The organism is Paractinoplanes brasiliensis (assembly GCF_004362215.1).
In the GTDB taxonomy this organism is placed as follows: Bacteria; Actinomycetota; Actinomycetes; order Mycobacteriales; family Micromonosporaceae; genus Actinoplanes; species Actinoplanes brasiliensis.
This window is the reverse complement of the sequence record NZ_SNWR01000002.1, coordinates 2,230,260-2,248,908: the sequence shown is the minus strand read 5'-3', so window position 1 is coordinate 2,248,908 and position 18,649 is coordinate 2,230,260. Positions and strand designations below refer to the sequence as shown.

The 18,649-nt window shown below is 72.6% G+C and carries 2 protein-coding genes; both read left to right on the top strand.

Annotated features, from left to right (window positions below; all coding sequences use genetic code 11):
• Nucleotides 1–61 precede the first annotated feature (61 nt).
• Nucleotides 62–18,364 carry a non-ribosomal peptide synthetase gene (locus tag C8E87_RS44830; RefSeq protein ID WP_208116370.1) on the top strand — a complete coding sequence of 6,101 codons (18,303 nt, stop codon included), beginning with the start codon at nucleotides 62–64 and terminating at the stop codon, nucleotides 18,362–18,364.
• On the top strand, nucleotides 18,361–18,573 hold the full coding sequence (locus tag C8E87_RS42070) for an MbtH family protein (RefSeq protein WP_203720644.1): 213 nt from the start codon (nucleotides 18,361–18,363) through the stop codon (nucleotides 18,571–18,573). Before C8E87_RS44830 ends, C8E87_RS42070 begins: the two co-directional genes overlap by 4 nt.
• Nucleotides 18,574–18,649 lie beyond the last annotated feature (76 nt).

The window sequence follows — 18,649 nt, the reverse complement described above, 5'->3', positions numbered from 1 at the left end:
CTCCTCCGCCTTCGAGAGGTGTTACTCCGCCGTGCCCGATATCGCCCGAACCGATGCCGTCGTGACCTTGGCGACCTGGCCCGAACTGTTCTCGGAGCAGGTGCGCCGGCGGCCCGAAGCCGTGGCCGTGGTCTTCGAGGACACCACCCTCACGTACGCGGAACTCGACGAGCGGGCCAACCGCCTCGCCCACGCCCTGATCGCCCGGGGCGCCGCACCGGAACGGGTGGTGGGGCTCTGCCTGCCCCGCTCGGCCGACCTGATCGTGGCCGAGGTGGCGGTGCTCAAGGCGGGCGCGGCCTACCTGCCGATCGACCCCGACTACCCGGCCGAGCGCATCGGCTACCTGCTGGCCGACGCGGAACCGGTCTGCGTGCTGAGCACCGCCGAGCTGGCGTCCTCGTTGCCCGGCGCGGTGCTGCTCGAGGACCTGCCCCTCGGCGAGCAGCCGGCCACCGCGCCCGCGCCCGACCTCACCCCGGCCCACGCCGCGTACGTCATCTACACCTCCGGCTCGACCGGGCGGCCCAAGGGTGTCGTCGTGTCGCACTCCGGCGTGGCCAAGCTGCTGGCCACCGCCACCGAACGGCTCGGCCTCGGCCCGCACAGCCGCGTCCTGCAGTTCGCCTCGCCCAGCTTCGACGTGGCGTTCTTCGACCTGTGCAACGGCCTGCTCACCGGCGGCCGCCTGGTCGTGGTCCCCGCCGACCGCCGGGTGCCCGGCCCGGCGCTGGCCGGCTACGCCCACGAGCACGGCGTCACCATGATGATCCTGCCGCCCGCGTTGCTGGCCGCCATGCCACCGGACTGCCGCCTGCCCGCGGGCGCGACGCTGCTGGCGGGCACCGAGCGGGTCTCGGCCGAACTGGTCAACCGCTGGGCGCAGGGCCGGCCCATGTTCAACGCGTACGGGCCGACCGAGGCCACGGTCAACTCCACGCTGGGGTTGTGCGACCCGCAAACCCCGCCCGGCGCCACCGTTCCCATCGGCGTGGCCGACCCGGACACCCGCTGCCACGTGCTCGACGCCGCGCTGCGTCCCACCCCGCCCGGCGGGGTCGGCGAGCTCTACCTCGGCGGGTCCGGCCTGGCCCGCGGTTACCTGGGACGGCCGGCGCTGACCGCGGAACGGTTCGTCGCCGACCCGTACGGGCCTGCAGGTGAACGCCTGTACCGCACTGGTGACCTGGTGCGGCTGCGAGAGGACGGCCGCCTGGAGTTCGTCGGGCGCGCCGACAACCAGGTCAAGGTCCGCGGTTACCGGATCGAACCGGGCGAGATCGAAACCGTGATCGGGCAGCACCCCTCGGTGGCCCAGGTCGCCGTGGTCGCCCGCGAGGACAAGCCGGGCGACGTGCGGCTGGCCGCGTACGTGGTGCCCCGGCTGGACGGCCCGGCCGAGCAGGTCGGCCAGTGGAAGGAGCTGCACGAGCTGCTCTACACGGCGGGCCGCACCGAGTCGTGGAGCGAGAACTTCACCGGCTGGAACTCCAGCTACGACGGTCTGCCGATCCCGGTCGAGCAGATGCGGGAATGGCGGGACGCCACCGTCGAGGCGATCCTGGCGCTGCGCCCGCGGCGGGTGCTCGAGATCGGCGTCGGCAGCGGGCTCCTGCTGTCGCGGATCGCGCCGCTCGTGGAGGCGTACTGGGGAACTGATCTTTCCGAGGAGGCGATCCACACCCTGCGCGGGCATTTCCCCGGCGTGACGTTGTCGGCGCGGCCGGCCGACGACGTGGACGGGCTGCCGGCGGGGTTCTTCGACACGATCGTCATCAACTCGGTCGTGCAGTACTTCCCGGGCGTGGACTACCTGGTCGACGTGCTGACCAAGGTGATCGGGCTGCTCGCGCCGGGCGGGTCGGTGTTCGTGGGCGACGTGCGGCACCTGCGGCTGCTGCCCGTGTTGCGGGCGGGCATCGAGGCGCAGCGGCACGGGGTGGCCGATCCCGACGCGGTGAGGCGCACGGTGCTGTGGGAGGGCGAGCTGCTGGCCGACCCGGATCTGTTCGGCACTCTGCCCGGCGTGACCAGTGCGGACGTACGGGTGAAGCGCGGCCGTTTCCACAACGAGCTCACCCGGTACCGGTACGACGTGGTCCTGCGCACGGCCCCGGCGGAGGAGACGCCGCCCGCGGTCGAGATCCCGTGGGACGCGCTGTCCTTCGCCGCCGACCGTCCCCAGCGGATCACCGGCCTCCCCAATGCGCGGCTGACTGCTGACCTCGCCGCTCTCGGCTCCTCGCACGACCCTTCCGCGTTTGCCGGCCGGGCGCACGACCCTTCCGCTTCTTCCCGTGCGCAGGACCCTTCCGCTTCTTCCCGTGCGCAGGACCCTTCCGCTTCTCGCCGGGCGCACGATCCCGAGGACCTGTATCGGCTGGCCGAGCAGCACGGCTGGCACGCCGGGGTCACCTTCACCGCGGGCGCCGTCGACGGCCGTCTCGACGTCGTGTTCACCCCGCCCGGCCGTCAACCGGCGCCCGCCTACCGGCCTTCGGCCAACCCCGTTCCCCCGTACGGGAATCGGCCTGCGCCTTTCCGCGACGCGAACGCGCTGATGGCCGTCCTGCGCGCGCACGCCCGCAGCTGGCTGCCCGACTACATGGTGCCGTCGTCGTTCGTGCCGCTGGACCGCATCCCGATGACCACCGCCGGCAAGGTCGACCGGGCCGCCCTGCCCGCCCCCGACTTCGCCGCGCTGACCACCGGCGGCGCCGCCCGGGACGCGCGCGAGGAGGTGCTCTGCGCCCTCTACGCCGAGGTGCTCGGGCTGCCCGAGGTCGGTGTGGACGACGACTTCTTCGCGCTCGGCGGCGACAGCATCGTCTCGATCCAGCTGGTCATCCGCGCCCGGCAGGCCGGTCTGGTCGTGACGCCGCGGCAGGTGTTCCAGCACCGCACGGTGGCCGCGTTGGCCCCCGTGCTGACCACCACCGGCGACGACGTGGCCGACGACCCGGCGGCGGGCGTGGGCGACATGCCGCTGCTGCCGATCATGGCCTGGCTCGACGAGTGCGGCGGCGACTTCAAGGCCTTCAACCAGTGGCTGCTCGTGCGCGTCCCGGCCGGCGCCGACCTGCCCCGGACGCTGCGTGCGGTGGCGGACCGGCACGACGCGCTGCGCTCCCGGCTCGTACGGGCCACTCCCGGCACGCCGGGACGCCTCGTGATCGCGGCCCCCGGTTCCGTCGACGTCGAGCAGTGGCTGCAGCGGGTCGACGCGTCCGGGCTGTCCGAGACCCGGATCCGCACCCTGGCCGAGGAGGCAGCGCAGCAGGCGGGCCGGCGGCTCGACCCCGAGGCCGGCGTGATGGTGCAGGCGGTTCATCTGGACCCCGGCTACCTGGTGCTGGTCGTGCACCACATCATCGTCGACGGCGTGTCGTGGCGGATCCTGCTGCCCGACCTGGCCGAGGCAGACGCGGGCGCCTCGCTGGCCCCGATCGGGACGCCGTTGAAGCGCTGGGCCGAGGTGGTGACGGCCGACGCGCACCGGCCCGGCCGGGTCGCCGAACTGCCGTACTGGACCGGCCAGCTCACCGGGCCTGACCCGGCCTTCGGGAGCCGCCCGCTCGACACCGTGAACGACCTGGACACCGTACGGCGTCAGACGTTGCGCCTTTCCGCCGAGACCACGGCCGCCCTGCTCACCAGCGTGCCGGCCGCCTTCCACGCCGGTGTCAACGATGTGCTGCTGACCGCGCTCGCCCTCGCCGTCACCGACTGGCGCCGTGAACGAGGCCTCGACACGCCGCCGGTGCTCGTCGCGCTCGAAGGCCACGGCCGCGAGGAGCAGATCGACCCCGCCGTCCGGTTGTCGCGCACGCTCGGCTGGTTCACCAGCGTTTTCCCCGTACGCCTGGACCTCGGCACCTCTGCCGATGTCGGCACAGCCCTCAAGCGCATCAAGGAGCAGCTGAACGCGGTGCCCGACCACGGGCTCGGCTACGGACTGCTGCGACACCTCAACCCGGAAACCGCCGCAGTGCTGGGCTCCCTTCCGGTCCCGCAGATCAGCTTCAACTACCTGGGCCGGTTCACCGTCGCCGCCGGCGCTCCCTGGAGCCCGGTGGCCGGCGCGGGCGTGCTGGCCGGCGGGTACGACGCCGAGATGCCGGTCGCCCCGTACACGCTGGAGATCAACGCCTTCACCGAGGACTACCCCGACGGTCCGCGCCTCGGGGTGACCTGGGCCTATCCTGCGGCGCTGCTCGACGACGCGGCCGTGGGATCGCTGGCCGAGGGGTGGTTCGCCGCGCTCGAAGCCCTTGCCTCTCACGCCGCCGAGCCGGGCGCCGGCGGGCACACGCCGTCCGACTTCCCGCTGGCGCCGCTCACCCAGGACGACGTGGACGCCCTCGCCGCGGCCGCGCCCGGCTTGTCCGACGTGCTGCCGCTGACGCCGTTGCAGATGGGCTTCTACTTCCACGCCCTCGCGGGCGGCGACGACCAGTACGAGGTGCAGCAGCTCGTCACCCTCGACGGCCCCCTCGACGCGGAGGCGCTGCGGCGTTCGGTGCAGTCGGTGGTCGACCGCCACGCCCCACTGCGGGCAAGCTTCCACGAGCTGGACGACGGCCGGGTCGTGCAGGTCATCGCCGACGGGGTCACGGTCCCGTGGCGGGTGGTTCATGCCGCCCCGGATTCGGTTCCCGTGGGTCTGGACGCGGTCTCCGCCGCCTCGGATTCGGTTCCCGTGGGTCTCGACGCGGCTTCCGCCGCCTCGGATTCGGTCTCAGCGGGCTTGGGCTCGGTTGCCGCAGGCTCCGACCTGGAAGGGCTGCTCGCGTCCGAGCGATCGGCCGGGTTCGACCTGACTGCGCCGCCACTGCTGCGCTGCCTGCTCATCCGGCATGCCGACGAACGGCACACCCTCGTCCTCACCCACCACCACATCGTCACCGACGGCTGGTCGGTCGCCGTGTTCCTGCGCGACCTCCTCGACGGCTACGCGGGATCCCTCCGGCTCGCCGCCGTCACCCCGTACCGCCGCTACCTGGAATGGCTCGCTTCCCGCGACCAGGAGGCTGCCACCGACGCCTGGCGAGCCGCACTGGCCGGATACGACGAACCCGCCCTGCTCGCCGGGTCGGATGCGGCGCCTGGCCCGGTGCGGCAGGTCCCCGTCGAACTGCCGGACGACGTGGCCGCCGCCTTGCCGCACCGCATCCGCGCCCACGGCCTCACGCTCGGCGCTGTCCTGCACGGCACCTGGGGCCTGCTGCTCGGCCGCCTCACCGCCCGGCGCGACGTGGCCTTCGGCAGCACCGTCTCGGGCCGCCAGGCCGACGTGCCCGGCATCGAGTCGATGATCGGCCTGTTCATCAACACCGTTCCCGTACGGGTTCGCTGGGCCCCCGCCGAGCCCCTGGTGGACGTCCTCACCCGGCTCGCCGGCGAACAGGCCGCCCTGCTCGACCACCAGCACCTCGGCCTCGCCGCCATCCAGCGCCTCGCCGGGGCCGGCGACCTGTTCGACTCCCTGGTCGTGCTCGAGAACTACCCCGACCACACCGGCCTCGCCGCCGGGGACCTGCGGATCACCGACGTCTCGTTCCGCGAGGCCACGCACTACCCGGTCAGCCTGCTCGTGACCCCCGGCCCCCGCCTGCGCCTGACCGTCGAGTACGACCCGGCCCGCATTCCCGCGGCCACCCTGAACACGATCCGCACCGGACTGGCCCACCTGCTCACCGCCGTCGTGCACACACCGTCCACCCCGGTGGGTCAGCTCGCCCTGCCACCACTCACCGGCCCCCACTTCGCCCTGCCACCGCTCACCGGCCCCCACTTCGACGTGCCGGCAACCACCCTGGACGCCGCCATCACCGCCCAGGCCATCCGCACCCCTGCGGCCGTGGCAGTCCTGGCGGGCGAGCGCAGCCTGACCTACCGCGAACTCGACGACCGCGCGAACGAGCTGGCCACCCGCCTGATCGCCCAGCGAACCAGCGCTCTCTCGCCGGACCAGGGCATCCGGCCCGGTGTTTCTTCGGGGCGGGATGTCGAGGTTGGTGTCCTGTCGGGGCGGGCTGGCGTTTTCTCGTCGGGCCAGGGTGTTCGGCCTGGTGTTTCTTCGGGGCGGGATGTCGAGGTTGGTGTCCTGTCGGGGCGGGCTGGCGTTTTCTCGTCGGGCCAGGGTGTTCGGCCTGGTGTTTCTTCGGGGCGGGACGTCGAGCCTGGTGGCCCGTCGGAGCGGGCCGGCCGGTCCGGAGCGGCCGCGGAGCCGGTCGTGGCCGTCGCGGTGCCGAACCGCGTGGAACTGATCGTCGCGCTGCTCGGCGTCATGAAGTCCGGGGCCGCCTACCTGCCCCTCGACCCGGGCCACCCCACCGACCGCCTGACCGCCGTGCTTGACGACGCGGGCGTGACCGTCGTTGTGACCACGGCCGGCCTGCTGTCCCGGCTGCCCCATCGCGACGACATCACTTACGTGCTCGTCGGCGACAGCCCGGCCACCGTCCCGTTGGTCGCGGGTTCCCCCGTCGCTGCTTCTCCGGCCGCGACCGCACCGGTCACCGCGCGGCCGGTGGCCAAATCCGCCGACCCGGACAGTCCGGCGTACCTGCTTTACACCTCGGGCTCCACGGGGCGTCCGAAAGGCGTGCTGGTCAGCCACCGCGCGATCGTCAACCAGCTGGAATGGTCCCGCCGCCAGTTCCCGCTCGGCCCCGACGACCGCATGCTCAAGCTCGCCCCCACCGGCTTCGACACCTCGGTCTGGGAGATCTTCTGGCCCCTGTACGCAGGAGCCGCCGTGGTCCTGCCCCCCGAAGGCGCCGCGCAGGACCCCGCCGACTTGGCCGCCCTGATCCGCCGTCACCGCGTCACGGCCCTGACGATGGTCCCGTCGCTGGCCACCGCCTTCCTGCTCTCCGACGAGGTCCGCGAAGACCCGACCTGGGCCTCCACCCTGCGCTGGGTCTCCAGCGGAGGCGAGGCCCTGACCGGTGATCTGTCCCGCCGGTGGCACGACCTCACCGGCACCCGCCTGGACAACTTCTACGGCCCCACCGAAACGGCCGTGCAGGTCACATGGTGGCCCAACGACGGCACCCACGGCCCCGCCGTGCCGATCGGCGTTCCCGTGGGCAACACCCACCTGTACGTCCTGGACGACCACCTCCAGCCGACCCCCGAGGGCGAGCTCTATGTAGCCGGTTCCCAGTTGGCGCGCGGTTACCTGGGGCGTCCCGCCGAAACCTCCCACCGTTTCGTGGCCGACCCGTTCGGCCGACCCGGCACCCGCATGTACCGAACCGGCGACCTGGTCCGCCGCAACCCCGACGGGACCCTCACCTACATCGCCCGAGCCGACACCGAACTGAAGGTCCGAGGCGTCCGCATCGACCCCGCCGAGATCGAGGCCTGGCTGACCAGCCACCCAGGCGTCTCCCAGGCCGTGGTGGTTCCCCGCCCGACCCCCGCAGGGGGCATCCAGCTGGTCGCCTGCATCGTGCCAACCCCCACCCAACCAAGCCCCACCACCGCGGACGACCACATCGTGGAGGCCCGTGCTGTGGACGGCCGTGCTGTGGACGGCCGTGCTGTGGACGGCCGTGCTGTGGATGGCCGTGCTGTGGATGGCCGTGCTGTGGATGGCCGTGCTGTGGATGGCCGTGCTGTGGATGGCCGTGCTGTGGACGGCCGTGCTGTGGATGGCGGTGCTGTGGATGGCCGTGCTGTGGATGGCGGTGCTGCGGATGGCCGAGCTGCGGACGGCCTTGGGATGGACGACCGTGCTGTGGATGGCCGTGGTGTGGACGGCCACGCTGTGGACGGTCTTGGTGCGGAGGGGCGTGGTGTGGACGGGCGTGGGGTGGACACGCCCGCTGTGGACAAACGCGTTGCGGGCCGCCGCGCTGTGGACGACGCCGCTGTGAACAACACGTCTGTGAACAACACTGCTGTGGATGGTCCTGCGTTGCTCGCAGAAGCAGCAGCTGCCCTCCCTGCGGCAATGATGCCCTCCGCCCTACTGGTTCTGGACGCGCTACCCCTGACCCCCAACGGCAAGGTCGACCGGGCCGCCATCACGTCCCGGCTCTCGTCCTCGGACCTTGCCGTGGCGTCAATATTGACCTCCAGGGCAGTCGAGACGGTCAATGCGTTTGATGCCGTCAACATGGACAAGGCTGTCAATACGACAATCAACATGACTGAGTCCGTCAATGTTGATGCTGTTGACGCGTCAGCGTCGGCTGCAGGCGACGGTCAGACACGTGGCGGCAAGGTCGACGGGGCCGCCGTCACTTCTCGGCTCTCTTCCTCGGATCTTGTCGTGGCGTCAACACTGACTTCCGGGACGATCGAGACGGTCAATGCGTTGGGTGCCGTCAACATGGACAAGGTTGTCAACACAGCAGTCAGCATGACTGGGTCCGTCGATGTTGATGCGATTGGCGCGTCAACTCCGGCTGCTACAGGCGATGCCGTTGATACGTCAACACCGGCTACAGGCGATGGTCAGCCGAGTGACGACCGCGAGCGGGTGCTGGCTGACGTGTTCGCTGCGGTTCTGCGGGTTTCCGATGTTGCTCCTGAGGCTGACTTCTTCGATCTCGGCGGAGACAGCATTCTTTCCATCGCTGTCTCGAGCCGGGCCCGTCGCCTTGGGCTGCCGATCGCGCCGCGGGAGGTTCTGACGTTGCGCACGCCACGAGCGTTGGTCGCGAACCTCCCGGCCGCCGCGGACGAGACACCAAACGATTCTGCGCGGCGAGCGGCTGGGGCCATGGAGACATCGGTTGAGGTTGCGTCCGTGGCGACGCCGGTGAGGGCTGGATCGTTGGGGACGCCGGGTGTGGCTGGGTCGGTCGGGTCGTTGGGTGTGGCTCGGTCGGTCGGGTTGTCGGATGGCGCTGGATCCGTGGGGACGTCAGCTGGGGCTCCGCCTACGGGGACGTTGGATGTGGCTGCGCAGGGGGTGGGGGAGTCCGATGGGGTCGGAGATGTGCCGCTGCTGCCCATCGTTCACTGGCTGCGTGACACCGGGGCCTCGATCGATCGGTTCACGCTGCCGGTTCTGCTCACCGTGCCTGGTTCGGCCGATTTGCCGGGGCTGACGCGGGTTCTGCAGGCGGTGGTCGATCGGCACGACGGGTTGCGGCTGCGACTGCGCCGGATTGCGTCGGTGTTGTGGACGCAGGAGGCCATGCCGGCTGTGGACGCCGGGGAGCTGATCCAGCGGGTGGACATCTCGGCTCTGCCCGCCGGCGGATTCGCCGCGGTGCTTGCGGCTGAGGCCGCTGCCGCTACTGAACGGCTCGACCCGAGTGCGGGGCGGATGCTGCAGGCCGTCTGGTTCGACGCCGGGGAGCATGAAGGCCGTCTGCTGTTGATGGCCCACCACCTCGTTGTTGATGGTGTGTCCTGGCGGATCCTGCTCGACGACTTGGCCACCGCCGCCTCAGGGATGCCGTTGCCGGCCGCCGGAACGTCGTTGCGTCGTTATGCACAGGCTGTACAGGCTGAGGCGCAGAACCCACAGCGCCTCGCCGAACTGGAGCACTGGGTTCGGGTGCTGGCCCCCGGCGGGGAACTGATGTCCGACGGCGCGGCATCCCCTGCCGCCCGGGGCACCGTGGCTGCGGGCGGCAGCGCTGGGTTTGGGGGCGGCAGCGCTGGGGTTGCGGGCGGCCGCGCTGGGGCTGGGAGTGGTGTCGAGGCTCGTCGCTACGTGAGTCGGCTGGGGGTTGCTGAGACGCGGGCGGTGCTCGGGAGGTTCGGGGCGGGGATCACCGACGGGCTGCTCGCCGCGCTGTATCGGGGCGTTGACGCCTGGCGTGGGGGCACCGGCGCTGAGCTGCTGGTTGATGTCGAGCGGCACGGCCGGGAGGACATTCGACCCGGGCTGGACCTGTCCCGCACGGTCGGCTGGCTGACGGCTGTCCATCCGGTGCGGCTCGGAGGCGCCGGGTCCGGCTCGTTGAGCAGTGGCGCGGCTGGGCCGGCCGGGGACGCCGCGGGCGGCCTGGACGGTGGCGCGGGGTTCGGCCCGGTCGGCGGCGACAGTGGCGGCCTCGACGCCACGCCCGACGGGGGGCTGGGGTATGGGATGTTGCGGTACCTCAATGCACAGACCGCGCCCATTTTGGCCCGCATGGCGCAGCCGCAGGTGTTGTTCAACTACTACGGGCGGTTCCCGGCGGGCACCGGGGAACTGTGGACGCCGGCCGCCGACGAGCTGCCGACCGAGGTCAACGGGGGACTTGACCTGGCGCACCTGTTGCAGGTGGACGTGGTGTGTGAGGAGACCGCGCACGGCCCTGCGCTGACCGCCACCTGGACGTGGGCGGAAGGGCCGCTGACCGGGCAGGACATTACGGCCATCTCCCACGGGTGGGCCCAGGCGCTGCGTGAGGCGGCCGGCAGTGGTGCGGTGCAGCGTGAGGCAGCCGGCGATGGCACGGCGCCGCGTGAGGCGACCGGCGATGGTGCGGCGCTGCGTGAGGCAGCCGGCGATGGTGCGACGCTGCGTGAGGCGGTCGGTGAAGGAGCGGAGCTGCGCGGGGTGACGGGAGGCGCGGCCGGACGTGAGGCAACCGGCGGTGGTGCGGCGCTGAGCGAGGCGGTCGGTGAGGGAGCGGAGCCGCGCGGGTTGACGGGGGGCGCGGCGGGGCGTGAGGTGGCCGGCGATAGCGCGGCGCTGAGCGAGGCGGTCGGTGAGGGAGCGGAGCCGCGCGGGGTGACGGGAGGCGCGGCCGGACGTGAGGTGGCTGAGCGCACGACTCTGCTGCCGCTGGCCGAGGGCGAACTGCAACGCGTACAGGAAATCAGTGGGAATCCGGTCGGGGATGTGTGGCCGCTTTCGCCGTTGCAGGAGGGGCTTTTCTTTCACGCCAGCTATGACGTGGGGGCGCTTGACGTCTATACCGGGCAGGACGCGTTCGACCTGGGTTATCGGGTGGATGTGGAGCGGCTGCGACGGGCCGGCAGGGCGCTCCTGGCCCGCAACGACGGGATGCGCGCCGGGTTCCTGAGTGATGGGTTGAGCCGGCCGGCGCAGTTCGTTCCGGACGGCCTGGAACTGCCGATCGACGTGGTCGAGGCCGACGATCCCGCCGCGGTGATGGCGGCTGACCGGGCCCGGCCGTTCGACCTGGCGAAACCGCCGCTGTGCCGGCTCACCGTGATCCGGCGGAAGGACGGCGGCGACCGGCTGCTCGTCAGCCACCACCTGATCCTGTGGGACGGCTGGTCCGAGGAGCTGTTCGTCGAGCAGCTGTTCACCCTGTACGAACGGGACGGCGACCCCACCGGCCTGCCCCCGGCGGGCTCCTACCGCCACCACCTGGAGTGGCTGGGCGAACAGGACGCCGAAAGCGCCGTCGAGCAGTGGCGGGCCGCGCTGGACGGCCTGCGGGAGCCGACGCTGATCGGGCCGGCCGACCGCAGCCTCGCCCCCGCGCTGCCCGAACGGCATGCGGTGGAGCTGCCCGAGGAGCTGTCCCGGAAGCTGCGTGACGGCGCCCGCAAGCACGGCCTCACCCTGAACACGCTGTTCAGCGCGGCCTGGGGACTGGTGCTGGGGGCCCACCTCGGGCGCGCCGACGTCGTCTTCGGGCAGACCGTGGCGGGGCGGCACGGCGACGTCCCGCTGGTCGACAGCATCATCGGGCTGTTCCTCAACACCGTTCCCGTACGGGTGGCGCCCGCCCCCGGCGAACCGGTCAAGAGTCTGCTGCAGCGTCTGCAGGACCAGCGGCTCGACCTGATGGCCTACGACCACGTGGGTCTGGCCGACATCCAGCGCGCCGCCGGGCATCCGCAGCTGTTCGACACGCTGTACGTGATGCAGAACTTCGTCGACGAGGGCGACTCGGCCGATCTGCGGCAACGCCACGGCATCGAGGCCGTCGGCAGCGTGGACGCCACCCACTACCCGCTCACGCTGGTCATCACCCCGGGCCGCCGGTTCCGCATCGCGCTCGACCACCGGCCCGAGGTGGTCGACGGCAACGCCGCGCGGGCGCTGGTCGACCGCCTGGCCGCCGTGCTGGAGCGGATCGTGTCCGCCCCGGACCGGCCGGTCGACGTGCTCACCGGCGACGACCTGCGCACCCTGCGCGAGGACTGGGACCGTACGAAGAACCCGGTCGGCGCCGACACTGTCGCGGACCTGCTCGCCGATCAGGCGGCCCGCACCCCGGACGAGGTAGCGCTGGTCGCCGGCGACCGGCAACTCACGTACGCGCAGCTCGACGAGCGGGTCAACCAGCTCGCCCGGCTGCTCGTCTCCCGCGGCGCCGGACCGGAGAGGGTCGTCGCGCTCGCCCTGCCCAGGACGCTGGACATGGTGGCCGCCCTGTTCGCGGTGCTGCGTACGGGGGCCGCCTATCTGCCGCTGGAACTGGACCTGCCGGCCGAACGGCTCGCGCTGATGCTGGCCGACACCGAGCCGATGTGCGTGCTCACCTACAAGACGGTGCGCTCCCTGCTGCCGGACACGGCCGTGCCGGTGGTGGAGCTGGACGGGCCGCTGGAGTTCCCCGACGTGCCGCTGCCGGGCAACCGGGGCGACGCGACCCGGCTCGAGCACCCGGCGTACATCATCTACACCTCCGGTTCGACCGGGCGGCCCAAGGGCGTCGTCACCCCGTACCGGGGTCTGACCAACATGCAGCTCAACCACCGTGAGGCCATCTTCGGGCCGGTCGTCGCGGCGGCCGGGCGGCGGCTGCGGATCGCGCACACCGTCTCGTTCGCCTTCGACATGTCGTGGGAGGAGCTTCTCTGGCTCGTGGAGGGCCACGAGGTGCACGTCTGCGACGAGCAGCTGCGCCGGGACGCGGCCGGGCTGGTCGGCTACTGCGAGCGGCACCGGATCGACGTCGTCAACGTGACCCCCACGTACGCGCATCACCTGATCGAGCAGGGCCTGCTGGAGCGGGTGCGGCCGCCGCTGGTGCTGCTCGGCGGCGAGGCCGTGCCTGACACGGTGTGGAGCAGGCTGCGCGACACCGACGGTGTGACCGGCTACAACCTGTACGGGCCGACCGAGTACACGATCAACACGCTGGGGGGCGGCACCGAGGACAGCGCCACCCCGACGGTCGGCCGGGCCATCTGGAACACCCGCGCCTACATCCTCGACCCGTTCCTGCGCCCGGCCGCCCCGGGTGCGCCGGGTGAGCTCTACATCGCCGGGATCGGCCTGGCCCGCGGCTACCACCGGCAGACCGGGCTGACCGCGGAACGGTTCGTCGCCGACCCGTACGGCGGTCCGGGGGAGCGCATGTACCGCACCGGAGACCTGGTGCGGCGGCGCCCGGACGGCAACCTCGACTTCCTCGGCCGCACCGACGACCAGGTCAAGATCCGCGGGTACCGGGTCGAGCCGGCCGAGGTGGAGTCGGCCGTCACCGGGCACCCGCTGGTGACGCAGGCCGCCGTGGTCGTCGACTCGGGCAAACGGCTCGCCGGATATCTCGTACGGGGTCCGCGGTGGACACCCGACGAGGACGACACCGTGCTGCGGCAGGTCCGCGCGTATCTGAAGGAGCGGCTGCCCGGCTACATGGTCCCGGCCGCCCTCGTCGCCGTCGAGAAGCTGCCGCTGACGGTCAACGGCAAGCTCGACGTCCGGGCCCTGCCCGCCGCCACCGTGCAGACCACGGCCGCCACCCGGCCCCCGTCGACACCGGCCGAGACCGCGCTGTGCGAGATCTACGCCGACCTGCTGGACGTGCCCGCGGTCGGGGTGGACGACAGCTTCTTCGACCTCGGCGGGCACTCGCTGCTCGCGATCCGCCTGGTCAGCCGGGCCCGCACGGCGCTCGGGGCGGAGCTGTCCCTGCGTGACCTGTTCGAGGCGCCGACGGTGGCCGAGCTGGCCGCGCGGACGGCCGGCGGGAGGACGAACCGGCCGGTGCTGGGGCCGGCGGGAAGACCCGAGCGGCTGCCGCTGTCGTACGCCCAGCAACGCCTCTGGACCCTCGACCGCATGCACGGCCCCTCGGCGGCCTACAACTTCCCGCTGACCCTGCGCCTGCGTGGCCCGCTCGACGTGACCCGCCTGCACGACGCGCTGCACGCCGTCGCCGGCAGGCACGAGATTCTCCGTACGGTCATCGGCTTTGGCAACGGCGAGCCGTACCAGCGGATCCTGCCGTTCGAGCAGGCCCGCCCGCCGCTCGACGTGCTCGACGACGCCGACGTGGCCGAGCTCGCGGCCCGCCCGTTCGACCTGGCCACGGATCTGCCGTTGCGGGCCGCCCTGATCCGCCGCGGCCCGGACGAGCATGTGCTGGTGCTGCTGCTGCACCACATCGTGACCGACGAATGGTCCGACGGTCCGTTCCTGGCCGACCTTTCCACCGCGTACGGGGGTAAGGGTCTGCAGCCGCTGCCGGTGCAGTACGCCGACTACGCCCAGTGGCAGCGTGACCTGCTCGCCCAGGTGCGGGACGAGCAGCTCGCGTTCTGGCGCACGACGCTGGACGGCCTTCCCGAGGAGATCCCGCTGCCGCTCGACCGTCCCCGCGCGGCCGAGCCGAGCGCCGCCGGCGACGAGGTGACCGTCGACCTGCCCGCCGATGTGGTGCGGGGCCTGCGCCGCCTCGCCGCCGACGCCGGGGCCAGCCCGTTCATGGTGGCCCACGCGCTGACCGCGGCCCTGCTGCACCGGCTCGGCGCGGGCGACGACATCCCGCTCGGGGCGCCGATCGCCGGACGCACCGAGGAGGCCCTGCACGACCTGGTCGGGTTCTTCGTCAACACGCTTGTGCTGCGCACCGACCTGAGCGGCGACCCCGGCTTCACCGCTCTGCTGGCCCGGGTCCGCGACGCCGACCTGGCCGCCTTCGCGCACCAGGACGTGCCGTTCGAGGCCGTGGTCGAGGCGGTCAACCCGCCGCGTTCACTGTCGCGGCACCCGCTGTTCCAGGTCATGGTCGTGCACCGGCAGCACGTCGCCGACGCGTTCACGCTCGACGGCCTCGAGGTCGCCGACGAGCCGCTGCACACCGGGACCGCCCGGTTCGACCTGGTGGTGGAGCTGGCCGAGCACGGCGGCGACGCGATGACGGCCCGGCTCACGTATCGCACCGAGCTGTTCGACCGGTCCACCGTGGACCTGCTGGCCCGGCGGCTCGTCGCGCTGGCCACCGCCGCCGTGCACGCGCCGGAAACCCCGGTGGCCGGGCTCGACGTCCTGGTCGGCGACGAGCGCGAGCGGGTGCTCCGCACGTTCAACACCACCGCCCGTACGGTCGAGGAGCTGAGCCTCTTCGACGCGTTCGCCGAGCGGGCCGCCGAGACCCCGGACGCGCTCGCGGTGGTCGACGGTGACCGCACGCTCACCTACGCCGAGCTGGCCGCCCGTGCCCACCGCCTCGCCGGGGTGCTGGCCGCTCGCGGGGTCCGACCCGAAAGCGTGGTCGCCGTGGCCGTCCCGCGCTCGCTGGAAACGATCGTGGCTGTGCTCGGCGTGCTCGAGCTGGGCGCCGCCTTCCTGCCGCTCGACCTGCAGCACCCGGCCGATCGGCTGGCGTTCATGCTCACCGACTCCGGCACCCGGCACGTGCTCACCACCGGCGCCGTCGCCTGCGCTCTGCCCGATGTGTTCGGTGTCGAGCGGGTGCCGGTCGACGCGGACGGGCCGGTCGCCGGGGTGCTGCCGGCGCCGCCGGAGGGCATCGACCACGCCGCGTACGTCATCTACACCTCCGGCTCGACCGGCCGGCCCAAGGGCGTCACCGTCACCCACGAGGGCATCGGCAGCCTGGTCGCCACCGCCGTCGACCCGATGGGCGTCACCGCCGCCAGTGGCATCCTGCAGTTCGCGTCGATCGGCTTCGACGTGTTCGCGTTCGAGGTCTCGATGGCCCTCGCGACCGGGGCGCGGCTCGTCATCGCGCCGGACGAGACCCGTACCCCCGGCCCGGCGTTGACCCAACTGCTTTCCGCGTACGGGGTGACGCATGCGATCCTGCCGCCGTCGCTGGTCGCCGCGCTGCCGCCCGGTTGCGAACTGCCCGCCGGCCTGACCGTGCTGGTCGGCACCGAACAGGTCCCGCCCGAGGTGATCACGCGCTGGGCGGCCACGCTGCGCCTGTTCGTGGCGTACGGGCTGACCGAGGCGACAGTGAACTCGACGCTGTGGCGGGCCGAGCCGGGCTGGGAGGGCGCGGTGCCGATCGGGGTGCCCGACCCCAACACGGTGGCCTACGTGCTCGACCGCCGGCTGCAGCCGGTGCCGCCGGGCGCGGCCGGTGAGCTCTACATCGCCGGGCGCGGACTGGCCCGCGGGTACCTGGGGCGTCCCGGGCTGAGCGCCGAGCGGTTCGTGGCCGACCCGTACGGTCCGCCCGGCGCCCGCATGTACCGCACCGGCGACCGGGCGCGGTGGCGGGCCGACGGCCTGATCGACTTCCTGGGCCGGGTCGACGACCAGGTCAAGATCCGCGGGCATCGGATCGAGCCGGCCGAGGTGGAGGCGGCGCTGGCCGCGCACCCCGGCGTCGCGCAGGCGGTGGTCGTCGTCGACGGCTCGGGCGACACGGCCCGGCTCGTGGGTTACGTCGTGGCCGCGGGCGGAGACGTCGACCCCGCGGCGGTGCGGGACGACCTCGCCGCCCGGCTGCCCAGCTATCTGGTGCCGGCGCTGGTCGTGCCGCTCGACGGCGACCTGCCGCGCACCCCGAACGGCAAGGTGGACCGGCGGCGGCTGCCCGCCCCGGACTGGGCCGCGCTGGCCGGTGAGGCGGCGCCCGTCACCGAGGTGCAGGCCCGGCTGGCCGCGCTGTTCGCCGAGATCCTGCGGCTGCCGCGGGTGGGGGTGGACGACAACTTCTTCGCGCTGGGCGGGCACTCGATGTCGTGCATGCGCCTCATCGGGGCGGTGCGCGCGGAATTCGGGGCCGGCCTGCGGGTCCGCGACGTGTTCGACACCCCGACGGTGGCCGGCCTGGCCCGGCTGCTCGACGGGTCGGCGGCGGACGGCTTCGCGCATCGGTTCGCCGGCGGCCGGGCGAGCGGCGACGAAACCGGGGTCGCCGGCGGCCCGGTGCCCAGCGGGCCCGTGCTGACCGCCCGTCCGGCCGGTGAGGAAGCCGACGGGCGGGGCGCGCCGGTGCAGCGGTATCTGGCCCGTTCCCCGTACGGGGGTTGGGATCTGGCCTTTGTTTTCCGCGGGGTGGACGCCGAGCGGTTCGCGCAGGCGCTCGACGCCCTGGTGGAACGGCACGCGCCGCTGCGCACCGGCTATCGCTGGGCGGCCGGGCAGCTGTGGCGGGTCGAGACTCCGCGGCCCCGGCTGGAACGGGTGGACCGTACCGACGACTCCCTGAACGAGCAGCTTCTGCGGCTCGCCGGCGAGGAGGTCGACCTGACCGGGCGGGCGCCGCTGCGGGCCCGGCTGATCGGCGACCGTACGGTCCTGCTCACCGTGCACCACCTGGGCGTGGACGAATGGTCGGTGGTGCCGCTGATCAGCGACCTGGCTTGCGCGTACGAGGGTTCGCCGCCGGCGCCGCTGCCGGTGGACTACGCCGACTACACGCGCTGGCAGTACGAGCTGCTGGGCGACCCGGCCGACCCCGGCTCGGCGCACGCGCGGCAGCTGGCCGAGTGGACGTCGCTGCTCGACGGAGTGCCTCGGCTCGACCTGCCCGGCGCGTCCCGGATTGACTCGCCGGGCGTGTCGCAGGCCGCCTCGCCGGGCGTTTCGCAGGTCGGCTCGTCTGACGTGTCGCAGGTCGGCTCGCCGGGCGTGTCGCGGGCCGGGGTGGTGCCGATCGTCCTGGACGCGGCCACGCATCGTGCGGTTGACGAGCTGGCCCGGCGTACGGGAACCAGCATGTTCATGGTTCTCCACGCCACCCTGGCCGCGCTGCTCACCGGCGCGGGCGCGGGAACCGACCTGCCGATCGGCGCGCTGGTGGCCGGCCGTTCCGAACCATCGCTGACCGGCCTTGTCGGCTGCCTGTTCAACACCGTGGTGCTGCGGACCGCGACGGGCGGGGAGCTCACCTTCGCCGAGCTGCTGACCCGCGTACGGGAAACCGACCTTGCCGCCCTGGACCGGCAGGACCTGCCGTTCGACGCGCTGGTGGACGCCGGGGTGCCGCCGCCTCAGGTGATGATCGTGCACCACGAGGAGGCCCGGCTGGCCGAGGTCGGCGCGCTGCCGATGGAGACGCTGCCGACCGGGGCGCTGCGGGCCGAGCTGACGCTGAGCTTCTACGAGCCCGTCGGCGACCGCCCGGTGCACTGCGACCTGGAGTACGCCGCCGGCCACTTCGAACCCGCGCGGATGGCTGCCCTGGCCGGGCAGTTCCAGCACCTGCTGACCGCGGCCCTGGCCGACCCGGACCGAACCCTGACCGACCTGTACGCCGACACCGAGAGGACCCACTGATGACAAACCCCTTCGAGGACCCCGACGGCCGTTACCTGGTGCTGGTCAACGACGAGGACCAGCACTCGCTGTGGCCCTCGTTCGTCGACGTGCCGGCCGGCTGGACGGTCGCCTTCGGCGAGGACACCCGGCAGGCCTGCCTCGACTACGTGGAGCGAACCTGGACCGACCTGCGCCCCCGCTCCCTGCGCGAGAGGATGGCCTCCTGACCTGGTGGTGCAGTCGCGAGCAGGCCTCCCCGTAACGCACACCACTTCTCCACAACTGCTCACTACCGTGCGGGGG